At 37.2% G+C, this 11,173-nt stretch carries 9 protein-coding genes; 6 read left to right on the plus strand and 3 right to left on the minus strand.

Translation table 11 applies throughout. From position 1 onward, the window contains the following. Positions 1-54 precede the first annotated feature (54 nt). Positions 55-3,147 (minus strand): UvrD-helicase domain-containing protein, encoded by a 3,093-nt coding sequence (locus ESZ36_RS22235; protein ID WP_246129215.1) that lies wholly within the window; start codon positions 3,145-3,147, stop codon positions 55-57. Continuing rightward, positions 3,137-3,427: an ArsR/SmtB family transcription factor gene (locus ESZ36_RS22240; RefSeq protein ID WP_146791976.1), complete on the minus strand. Its 291-nt coding sequence runs from the start codon at positions 3,425-3,427 to the stop codon at positions 3,137-3,139. Before ESZ36_RS22240 ends, ESZ36_RS22235 begins: the two co-directional genes overlap by 11 nt. Positions 3,428-3,559: 132 nt before the next feature. Here ESZ36_RS22240 and ESZ36_RS22245 point away from each other — a divergent pair, with 132 nt between their 5' ends. Together ESZ36_RS22245 and ESZ36_RS22250 are read left to right on the plus strand one after the other, a co-directional pair. Beyond that, entirely contained in the window at positions 3,560-4,474 is a 915-nt protein-coding gene (locus ESZ36_RS22245; RefSeq protein ID WP_211357847.1) for a permease, read from the plus strand. Positions 4,475-4,761: 287 nt separating this feature from the next. Beyond that, the gene (locus ESZ36_RS22250) at positions 4,762-5,049 is read left to right on the plus strand and encodes an antibiotic biosynthesis monooxygenase family protein (RefSeq protein ID WP_146791980.1); all 288 of its coding nucleotides are present in this window, start codon (positions 4,762-4,764) and stop codon (positions 5,047-5,049) included. A gap of 344 nt (positions 5,050-5,393) precedes the next feature. Here the strand turns inward: ESZ36_RS22250 and ESZ36_RS22255 are convergent, their stop codons facing one another. Beyond that, complete coding sequence (locus tag ESZ36_RS22255) at positions 5,394-6,290, minus strand: LysR family transcriptional regulator (protein WP_146791982.1); 897 nt, start codon at positions 6,288-6,290, stop codon at positions 5,394-5,396. A 111-nt stretch (positions 6,291-6,401) separates the two neighbouring features. Here ESZ36_RS22255 and ESZ36_RS22260 point away from each other — a divergent pair, with 111 nt between their 5' ends. From ESZ36_RS22260 to ESZ36_RS22275, 4 genes are all read left to right on the plus strand, one after another. Beyond that, positions 6,402-7,610, plus strand: a complete 1,209-nt coding sequence (locus ESZ36_RS22260; protein WP_146791984.1) for an NADH:flavin oxidoreductase/NADH oxidase family protein — start codon at positions 6,402-6,404, stop codon at positions 7,608-7,610. A 368-nt stretch (positions 7,611-7,978) separates the two neighbouring features. Continuing rightward, positions 7,979-8,605: a DUF1326 domain-containing protein gene (locus ESZ36_RS22265; protein WP_146791986.1), complete on the plus strand. Its 627-nt coding sequence runs from the start codon at positions 7,979-7,981 to the stop codon at positions 8,603-8,605. Between the two features lie 116 nt (positions 8,606-8,721). Next, complete coding sequence (locus ESZ36_RS22270; protein ID WP_246129216.1) at positions 8,722-9,354, plus strand: DUF2182 domain-containing protein; 633 nt, start codon at positions 8,722-8,724, stop codon at positions 9,352-9,354. A 560-nt stretch (positions 9,355-9,914) separates the two neighbouring features. Then, positions 9,915-10,919, plus strand: coding sequence for an HAD family hydrolase (locus ESZ36_RS22275; protein WP_146791989.1), 1,005 nt, complete (start codon positions 9,915-9,917; stop codon positions 10,917-10,919). The last annotated feature ends 254 nt before the right edge of the window (positions 10,920-11,173 follow it).

Below are 11,173 nucleotides of genomic sequence, written 5' to 3' on the forward strand. Positions count from 1 at the left end.
AACTAAATACCAAATTGACTAAGTTATTAACCACTCAGCGAGAATAATACCCTTTTAGGTCACCAATTCAGGCCAGTTAACCTTAGAATTATCGATGCCATTTTTACAACTCATTGGATCATTGCCTTTATAATTCCGACAACCCCAAAATTCACCCTTATTGCTAACACGTAAAACCATTTCTGCATTACATTGACTACAGGTTGGTATCAAATTTTTGCATGAATCATTCAAGCAAAGTTTAAAACCAGGATAACGTTTATGTGTCATTGGACTTTCACATTTAACACAAGGCTTTTCTTTATATTCACAGAGAGGAAAATGTGAACAAGCGTAAAAAGGCCCAAAGCGGCCGGTGCGTTTTTTTAATAACCCTGTTTCGCACGCCAAACAATGTAAATCATCTACCAATGATTGACTTGCTGTACTTTCAAATTCATTAAGTTCAATTTGATGATCGTTCACAAGTTCTTTAACAAAGTGGTTGGATTCGCTCATATCTCCAATAATATAAACTCTGTCTCGCGCTCTAGTTAGCGCAACATAAAATAAGCGACGTTCTTCTGCATAAGCAAAGGCTTCTTTTTTCGCTAGTAGTGCATCAAGTAGTGCTGGTATTGCTTTTTCAGAAGGAAAACCATGAACGCCCTTTTTCAGACCAACAATAATGACATAATCAGCCTCTTTTCCTTTTGATGCATGAAAGGATTGGGCATCAATAGTGAGTAATGGGTATTGATTATTCAACCTATTAATGTCTATATTGCTTGGCAAAAGAAACCAAAAACGCGCTAATAAATAAACAGTAACAGGCTTACATACTTTAGCTGATATAGCCGCTAACACATCATCAATCGCACCATTGGCCATTTCATCGATAAGTGTTGCTTTTCGTGAACGGAATTGACTGCTATCTCTTTTCAGCAATGACACGGCAGGCGCATTAACTTGTTTCAACGAGGTAATTGTTTTACTAAGTTGTGCCGGATTTTTGCTAATAAAATCGGTTGCAACTTTGCCAATTTGGTTGTTGAATCGAAAAGTTTGATCTAATGCTGATTGAGTCGTTGACCCAAAATAATTTGAAAAATTAGTCGTTAAGGTAACATCGGCACCACTAAATCGGTATATCGCCTGCCAATCATCGCCCACAGCAAAAACAGAGCATTCTTTATTATTATCACGTAGCGCTTTAACGAGACGCGCTCGCGGCTCAGATATATCTTGAAATTCATCGACCATGATATAACGCCAAGGAGACTGAAACTTACCTGCTTGAACATATGCTAAGGCTTTATTAATCATATCTTCAAAATCAATTTCATGGTGATATGTTAAATGTTGTTCATAAGCGCTTAAAATTGGGTTAAGCAATGCTAAGGCTTTTTCTGTCTGTTTTGGCTCTACAGAGTTAGCGATGATTGTCTCTTTCAAAGTACTCTGTAACGTATCAGATAAAGCTCGGTCTGAAGTCGAATCTAAACAAGCTGCTTTATAAAGTCCCACGAGTTGAGTAAATGTTTTAGCAAGCTCGGTTATTCTGCCACTCTCATTGAGTGTTGCTAGTATTACTTCAGTAGGTATAAGTTCAATTGGGCTTAATTTAGTAGGTATAAGTTCGGTAGGTAATAATTCACTAGGTAAAGGGTCAGCAGATGATAAGTCAGATTGCTTTTGTTGTTCAATCAATGACGCCTTTAAGGCACTAAGTAATTGACCTGCTTTATGCTGAGCATAGGTAAATTCAAGACACACAGTGTTAAATTTATTATGGGTGTCACGTTTCCATTCAATACCCTTATGGTATTCATCTTTATCTATATAAGAGGCTGTATCTTCGTTTTCATCAATTCCATAATATTCAATATATACATTTAATTCAGGCAGAAAAAAGTCTGGCTGATATTGTTTGCGTTCACTTGTTTTTACATCATAAGCGTATTTAGCTTCATACTGATATTCTATGCCATAAGAGAATAAGCTATTGGCAATATAAAGCTCTCCAAAACTTTTGACTAGTTCGCCTTTAAAGCTGCGGATATCATTGTCAGTTAAGTACTGGTAGTACTCGCCTTTGCTTTTAAAATCAAAAGCACTGCGTTCAACGTAATAGTACTGTCCGAAATACTCAAGGATGAGCTTGCGATACTGCCTATCTTCTTTAATTAATGTTTCAAAACAGCTTTGAATCCATTTAGACTTTGCTTTTTCATCATCTGCAAATACCGATAAACTGGGTTTCCCCCCTTCAACCTGAGCGATAATACTCTGCCCTAAACTATGAAAAGTGGTCGCGCTGATTTTATCAGTCGATAACTTATCTCTAATTCTTTCATCCATTTCATTGGCAGCTTTGCGTCCGTAGGCTAACAATAATATTTCATCACTCTTCGCTTGTAAGCTATTGAGTAAATAACCTGTTCGGCCAACCATCACACTAGTTTTTCCGGTTCCCGCGCCAGCTAACAACAAATTATTGTCATTATCGATAATACACGCCCTGCGCTGACTTTGTGTTAACGGATTAGACTCAACGTTATCAAAGAAAGCTTTATGCACTTGAAGTTGCTCACTGATGTAGCTTTCACGACAATTAGCTATTCCATGCTCGTTCCAACGTTGGTAAGTCGATAACCGCTGTATTATTTCAATAACATTTGCTAGTGAACTCGTTGCTTTAGTTGACCGATTTGATGAAAGCCACGGCAACCAGCGAACTAATTCTTGCTTCGCCGCTAATTGAATACGTTCAATTGTTGAACGACGCAGATATCGATTAATCTTGAAATTTTCTATGGCTGTTAATAACGTTTCTACACGCGAAATGTTAGCTGCAGCCCAACGTTGCTCACAATTATTTTTGTGCTTACGCTTCGACTTATAATCAAGCATGGTGAAGACATAGCTTCTGCTTTCTGTTTTAAATGAAATTATTTGACCAAAAAAACTCAGATGAAAGGTTGGAGGAACGATTAGATCTTCCCACTTTATCTGGGTAAAATTATTTTCGACGTCGATAACTACGCCACTATCGCTGATTTTTATAACTGTTGGGATACCAATGAATCGACGGAAAAAACTTGAAGAGATACTGTAGACAGATCCCTGAACGATACTATCAACGGCCGTTTGAGAGTTACTGCTCATCAATACAACATTCGTCTTGAAGAAAAGCAATGACAGAAAGTAGTTTGTCATATTCAACCACGCAATAAAGAACTCGTCCTTCACGGCGCTGGGTAATTAACCCAGCAGAAGCCAAACTAGAGATGTGATGGGATAAGGTTGAACCAGGTATTTTTAGCTCTTCTTGCACTTCACCCACAGCAATGCCTTGTTCACCTGATTTTACTAAGCGTTTAAATATTGCTAATCGAGTTGGGTGACCTAATTCTTTTAAGGCTTTGGCAATAACATCTATATCCATAACATTCTCTCCAAATTGGTGTTACTTTTCTATAATTCGATATTACTAGAAATATATTGACACGGATACTTTTTTCTTTATAATTCGAACAATCTAGAAATAACGAATTAATAACTACCGAGAATATTTATTATGACAATTACACAACAAATGGTATTTGATACCCTAAACATGTTTGCTTTTTTAGCCATAGAGCTAACCGTACTTTTTTTACTGATCAGTTATATTGTCGGTGTTCTTCAAGAGTACATTCCGCCGAGTAAAATTCAGAGTATTTTAAGTAGTAAGAATGGTAGAGGTTATATCGTCGCAGGATTTCTTGGCGCTATTACACCTTTTTGTTCATGCTCAACGATTCCTTTCTTAAAAGGATTACTGAGAGCAAAAGCCGGCTTTGGTACTATGATGGTGTTCTTATTTGCTAGTCCATTACTTAACCCAATTATCATCGGTTTATTTGCCGTCACCTTTGGCCTAAAAGTTACGGCATTCTATTTTACCATTGCAATGGGTGTTTCAATTGCTGCGGGTTATTTGTTAGAGAAATTTGGTTTTGAGAAATATATAAAACCTGAAGCGTACATTACCCCTGAAAATAAAGGCTGTGCGAGTAGCTGCGGTAACAATGGTAAAACGGTGAGTAAATGGACAAAGATTTGGCACAGCACATGGTCTGATTTTAAAAAAGTGTTGCCTTATTTAATTGCCGGTATTGCATTAGGCTCAATGATTTACGGATTTATGCCAACAGAATTTGTCGCAAGTGTAGCGAGCGAAAGCAACCCATTTGCGGTGCCTATCGCAGCAGTGATTGGTATCCCACTCTATATTAGAGCAGAAGCAGTAATACCATTAAGTGCGGCATTAGCAGCAAAAGGCATGGGACTTGGTGCAGTGATGGCCTTAATTATTGGCAGCGCTGGTGCTAGTTTAACCGAAGTAATATTACTTAAATCACTATTCAAAAACCAAATGGTCATTGCATTCTTAACTGTAATATTATCAATGGCAGTAGGTGCTGGTTATTTGTATTCCTATATATTTTAAAATATATGTGTGGATCTTTAAACAAAGTGAGATTTCTTGTTTACATGTTCTCTAGACTGTAGCTCGATAAGGGTAAATTAATTGATGATTTTGTGTGAAAATCTTTAAAAATTATAAAAAATCTCACAAGCCGTTAGAAAATACAGACAACTAAGTGCGCATAGCTGAAGCTAAAGATATGAATGTCATCTATTATCCTGCTTTACAATGATTGGTTAAATGCGTTATATCTATAGGCTATTCATGGTGATGTGTGTAAGTTTAATTATTAGTAAACTGAAATAAAAATGATAAAAGTAATTATTGAGCGTGTACTCGCTGACGATATGCAAACAACATACGATTCTGAAATTCGCAAAAGCTTGACAGAAATAATGACGGCAAAAGGTTATATTTCTGGTGCATCATTCAGCAACGTTGATAACCCCAATATTAGAACGATTATCACCAACTGGGATAATGTTAGTTGCTGGAATCGTTGGCATAAATCAAAGACACGTCGTGAAGTTAATAAAGCGATTATTTTAATGCTAATACAAGACGAAAAAATTAAAGTATTAATGTCTCAGTCATAATTTTCTTTGCTAACGCCTGCAATCCTGCGGGCGACAAATAAAGACTACAGGTTGCCAAGAACAAAATGTTAAAAAATTAGCAGTTTTTTCCTATTGCTTTACAACCGTTGGATACCACTTTTGAACTTAAAATAATGCTAAAAATCAACTAAAGCGAATGTCTGCTACTAGGAAATAATTAAATACCAGAAATCTAATGCCACTGGCTGTAATGAGCACGATATAGTCGTTACACCTTGAAAAATCTGCTCGTTTTTGTCCTAACATTCATTTGAGTACCTATCACAAGATATAAACTCTTTATGATTTAACTTATCCTTGTTGACTGAGCTAGTAGACAAACATCAAGTCGTAAGTATTTGTGAGCACTTGTATCTAAGTAATTCCCTTAATGCGATTACTGCTGGGCTGACTTGTTTTCTACTTGGGCAGATGAGGTGGAGTTCTACTGGTGGTGACTGATAATCGGCAAGGATCTGTACCAATTTTCCATCGACTAAATTTGAAAATACATCAATATGAGCTCTATTTATTATGCCTTTTCCGCTAATAGCCCAACGTCGAACAATATCTGTATCGTTACTTACTTTATTACTCCCAACTTTGACTCTATAGTTTCCTGACTTATCCATATATTCCCAATGGCTAAATAGATATCCATCTCTCTTATATAGTAAACAATTATGCTTTCTTAGATCTTCAGGATGTGAAGGTTCACCATATTTAGATAAGTAATCCGAAGAAGCACAAGTAATCCTATTCATAGTTGCAATAAGAAATGAAACCATTGTTGAGTCTTTGGGTTTACCATAACGAAGGGCTACATCAACGTGATCTAGTACAAAATCTGAAAGGGAGTCACCTACATGTAAATCTATTGATAAGCTAGGGTGAATTTCTGCTAATTCATCAATCCAAGGTAGAACTATATTACGCCCTAGATCTGATGATATAGACAGTCGTAATTTTCCGCTTATCTTACCTTCTATCTGATGAGCTGCTATTTTCCCTTGCTCTAAGCTATCCAACGCCTGTCGACAATGGTGTAGAAATTGTTCTCCTTGTGGAGTAATACGTAGTTGTCTCGTTGTTCTTATAAATAATTGTACATCTAGCTGTTTTTCTAATCGTCTAAGAGCGGAGCTGACGGCAGGAGGCGTTACACCCAATTGTTTCGCCGTTTCAGTTATGCTGCTGGTTTCAACGATTCGAATAAATAAACTTAGATCTGATGTGTTCATTATAAACTTATTTTTAATAGTGTTTTAAATATTGGTGTGTTTTTAGTTTATAGAAAATGGTTGATAATGTCTTAAATTCTTTATAAATATTTTGATTAACAAGAGGTACTTATGACTAAGCCAACTAGATTCGAACATTTACTTAATCGTTCACTAAAACTGCCATGTGGCGCTGTTATTAAAAATAGGCTTATAAAATCAGCCATGTCAGATTCGCTTGCTGATGGAGAAGGTAACGCTACAAATGTTCAGACTCGACTTTATGAAAGATGGGCAGAGGGTGGACTTGGCTTATCAATTATAGGAGAAGTTCAGGTAGACCCACGTTTCCCTGAAAAGCCTGGTAATCTGGTTTTAGCTCCTGATGCAGATTTAAAAGCATTGCGTACTCTAGCCTCAAGTGCCTCAATCAATGGTGCTCATATATGGCCCCAGCTAGGACATGCAGGAGGGCTCTCTCATTTACCCATCAGTAAACCGAAAGGGCCTTCTGCCCTTAGCATTGGTAGTTTTCAGTGTGATGGAATGTCGGAGATTGAAGTATCTCAGTTACCTGAAATATATGCTAAGGCCGCAATGATCGCGAAAGACGTTGGCTTCACAGGCGTTCAAATCCATGCTGGTCATGGCTTTTTACTCAGTCAGTTTTTATCACCACTATTCAATCATCGACAAGATAAGTATGGTGGTTCCATAACAGCACGATGCAGAATTATTGTGGAGATAATTGATAAGGTCAGAAGTGCGGTTGGTGATTCATTTCCTATAGGAATTAAGATTAACTCAACAGATCAGCTGGAAGGTGGTTTAACACAAGAAGATGCTTTAGAAGCTATCCGTATTCTCGATAACACCTCGATTGACTTAATAGAATTAAGTGGAGGGTCTTATTTCCCTGGAGCAAAATCTAGCTCAGAAGGAGCTTCGAATGGCCCATATTTTATCGAATTTGCAGTAAAAGCAAGATGTCTAACGCTTATACCTTTAATGGTAACAGGAGGCTTTAAAACTTGCGATCAGGCTGTAAAATCACTGGAATGTGGCGCTGTCGACTTTGTAGGTTTAGCGCGAGCATCAGTCATTAACCCAAACATTGCGAATGATTGGCTAACAGGCACAAATAATGAGCCTGACTTCCCTAAATTCGAAGCGCCACCTTCTGGCGGAATAACAGCATGGTACACGATGCTTTTAACCGCAATTGGAACTGATAACGATGGTGATTTCAACATTGGACTTGCATCCGCTATCCTTCATTATGAGAATCGTGATGATGCTCGCTGTACTCAGTGGCTACAAAAATTTCAGATTAACGAATAGCTAGTTCTTTAACATTATTTAGACTAGCCATTATAAGATAAAAATGTCACTGACTTTTTTCATTTAAATCAGAAATTACAAACTACAACGCCTTTGTTTAACATAGGTGTTTTTATTTCGATAATAATGGGAACATACACATAAAATTCATGTCCCGTTATCGGTATATAAGCAAAGGCTAACGTCCCTATCGTATCAAAGTGATCATTAGCTATAGCTATTTTGAATAACAGTTTACGACCCCTTATGCTCTCTGTTGCCATACAGTAAATGAATTATTACGTCTGCTTTAGCGTTTTGCTCTCAAAAAGGAAAAACAATAAATTTTAGCCTATAATTTAACCACCCCAATAAGAGGAGCTTTATCTATGAATAATCAACATTCTTGGGCATTATCAATGAATCAAATTGAAAATTGTAGCTGTAGTCACGGATGTGGCTGTCAGTTTGACGGTTTCCCAACCAGTGAAAATGGCGGCTGTGAAGCAATATTAGGCTTTGAAGTACTCAGTGGTCACTTTAACGATTTAGACTTAAGTGGTTTGAAAATGGTATTTGCTGCCGCTTGGCCAAGTGCCATGCATGAAGGTAATGGCAAAGGAGCTCTTTTTATTGATAACAATGCTAACGAAGAACAAGTCGGTGCGCTTGCTACCATAATGTCAGGACAAGCAGGTGGCATGCCTGTTGAAATACTAGGTACTTTGTTTAGTGAATTTGATGGACCAATAATGGCTGATATTAAGTTAAATAGGCAAGACTATACATCAACGATCACAATAGAGGGAATTATTGAGGTTGAACAAGAGCCACACATTAACCCCGTTACTGGCGACATTAATGAAGTGCATATTACCTTCCCTAAAGGTGGTTTTATGTGGAACGATGGTTTTGCAGGAAAAACCAAATTAATGAAAATTAACCATGGCAATATAGCTTTTAATTATAGTGATACCTTTGCTGCAAACGCTGTTGTGAATTGGCCAAATGCTTAAATAAAGATGCCTCAATGCCTGATTACAAAATGGTATTAATAAATCGAATTTTTATCATTATTAGTGTATGCATGCTCATTTACTTGAGTTGGCATTACATGCTTTTTGATATGACTATGAATATGAATCCGGTCGCAAGTTGGTCTGTGACTGATGTATTCATGCTGTTTATCATGTGGGCTATTATGATGGCAGGAATGATGCTGCCATCGGCAATTCCAGTGATATTATTGGTAAATAAACTAAACCTGCAACGTATTTCGTCAAATCAAACCTACACACCAACCATTATTTTTACCTTTGGCTATATCATGATTTGGTGCTTATACAGCTTAGTTATTACTTTTTTACAGTATTTTCTACACCATTTAGATCTACTGACACCAATGATGGATAGTGCGAACACAAGCTTTAGTGCGTCAATTTTAATCATTGCTGGTATCTATCAGTTTTCTTCATTTAAGCAAAACTGCTTAAATCTGTGTCGTTCACCATTGTCTATGCTCAGCAAAGATTGGCAAGAAGGTTTTAAAGGTGCATTACTCTTAGGCCTAAAACACGGCAGCTATTGCGTAGGCTGTTGTTGGTTTTTAATGACAGTCTTATTTGTAAGTGGGGTAATGAATCTAAAATGGATTCTTATTTTAACGCTGGTAATTGTTGTAGAAAAAATTATGCCAAAAGGAGAGATTATCAGTAAATATTTAGGTGCATTACTTATTATGTTTGGGTTAAGTTATTGGTTCTAGGTAAAAAAACATCAACTCACCCGCTAACAGCGAGTTGCGAATAGAGTATAATTATCACGACCTAGCTCATGATACTGATGTTCAACAAACCTTCACTGAGCAATCCAAAATAAATAGTAAAATTTCCGCTTTCGTTCAATGTAAGCTTTAGGTTCACTAATTTCGTATCGCCAATTAAAAATCATAGTTAACGTTTAAGAATTGAATATGAGCAGCAACTTTGAGCTTGAGGCGGACGTTAGTATTAACGAGTTGCTAGCAACCGCTTTACGGCACGAACAGTCCTGTCAACGAAAACCTGAAACCTCAGCTATAGTATCAAAGTGATCATTGGATAAGATGATTTTGGATCATGAAAAGGGTCCGTAAAGATACGAAAGCTGCCATTAATTAAGATTCAATCATAAAGTTTAAAGCAATCGCAAAATATTAATTATTAACCGATACTGTATTGTTGGATAATAATATAAAGATAATAAACAAATATTAAATACAAGTAATCGATTGAATTACCAAACAGGATGTAAACAACAGTATTTTGAATTTATAAGGACGAATTAATGAAAAACACGAAAACAAGCCATCTGAGATACGCTATTTTAACTTTGTGCTTTGCAATAATTTTTCCTGCCATTGCAGCAAAAAAACCTGTGGACCCGTTGCCGTCTTGGAATAATGGAGCTGTTAAATTAGCCATCACTAAGTTCGTAGCAAGTGTTACCACAAAAGGCAACCCAGATTTTGTTGCCCCTGAAGAACGCATAGCAGCGTTTGACAATGATGGTACTCTTTGGGCAGAGCAGCCTGTTGTACAACTTGAATATGCCTCTTACCAAATAAAAAAAATGTCACCTCAGCATCCTGAGTGGAAAAGCCAAAATCCTTATAAAGCTGTTCTTGAAGGAGACACTGAATATCTGATTAACGATTATATTAACAACCATGGCAAAGAGATGTTTAAATTGATTATGGCGACTCATACGGGTATGTCGATTCAGGATTACAACAAGAGAGTGCTTGAATTTTTACAAACGGTTAAGCATCCGAAATTTAAGCAGAGTTATAACAATACAGCTTATCAACCAATGTTAGAACTTTTGACATATCTTCGTAACAACAAATTCAAAACCTATTTGAGTTATGGTGGTGGCGTGAGCTTCATGAGAGTTATAGCGATGGACACATATGGCATTGTTCCGGAAAACGTAATTGGTAGCTTTGCAATTAATTCATTTGAGCAGGTTAACGGTGAGTGGCGCATTATCAAAGGCTCAAAAAATATGTTTATGCATGATGGAGTCACCAAACCCGTTGGAATTGAATTACGTATTGGCCGAATCCCGATTTTTGTTGGTGGAAATGTCCGTTCAGGTGGAGACATAGGGCAGCTCACTTATAGCCAGTCCAATGAATTACCAAATTTTCAACTTCTCATCAATCATGATGATGATGCCCGTGAATTTTCTTACGCTGAAAAGGATAATGCCTCCCTTAACGCCGCAAAATCCGGTGGATGGCATGTAGTGAGCATGAAACGTGATTGGCGACGTATATTCTCTTTTTAGTGGTGTGATTCCCCAGAAGAACCTCATTTGTCAGTTTAGTCTGTTTGTAGGCAACTAACTGTGGCAACTAATTCATGGTTTTTTAACTCACAATGGGGGCGGAATGTATGGTCCGCCTCAATATTGCAAGTAATAATATCGATAACGTAGTTGGTTTGCGCTAATGTATTCGGAGTCTTTGTTGGTTACCCAATATATTAGGCCCAGCTCCACGATGAGATCCGCGCTAGATTGTCCTCAAAAGCGCCAAAGCA

The organism is Colwellia demingiae (assembly GCF_007954275.1).
GTDB lineage: Bacteria > Pseudomonadota > Gammaproteobacteria > Enterobacterales > Alteromonadaceae > Colwellia > Colwellia demingiae.

Bases quoted from the DNA above. Each gene is read 5' to 3' on its own strand.
- ESZ36_RS22235 (WP_246129215.1), bottom strand. From the start codon at position 3,147: ATGAGCAGTAACTCTCAAACGGCCGTTGATAGTATCGTTCAGGGATCT.
- ESZ36_RS22240 (WP_146791976.1), bottom strand. From the start codon at position 3,427: ATGGATATAGATGTTATTGCCAAAGCCTTAAAAGAATTAGGTCACCCA.
- ESZ36_RS22245 (WP_211357847.1), top strand. From the start codon at position 3,560: ATGACAATTACACAACAAATGGTATTTGATACCCTAAACATGTTTGCT.
- ESZ36_RS22250 (WP_146791980.1), top strand. From the start codon at position 4,762: ATGATAAAAGTAATTATTGAGCGTGTACTCGCTGACGATATGCAAACA.
- ESZ36_RS22255 (WP_146791982.1), bottom strand. From the start codon at position 6,290: ATGAACACATCAGATCTAAGTTTATTTATTCGAATCGTTGAAACCAGC.
- ESZ36_RS22260 (WP_146791984.1), top strand. From the start codon at position 6,402: ATGACTAAGCCAACTAGATTCGAACATTTACTTAATCGTTCACTAAAA.
- ESZ36_RS22265 (WP_146791986.1), top strand. From the start codon at position 7,979: ATGAATAATCAACATTCTTGGGCATTATCAATGAATCAAATTGAAAAT.
- ESZ36_RS22270 (WP_246129216.1), top strand. From the start codon at position 8,722: ATGAATATGAATCCGGTCGCAAGTTGGTCTGTGACTGATGTATTCATG.
- ESZ36_RS22275 (WP_146791989.1), top strand. From the start codon at position 9,915: ATGAAAAACACGAAAACAAGCCATCTGAGATACGCTATTTTAACTTTG.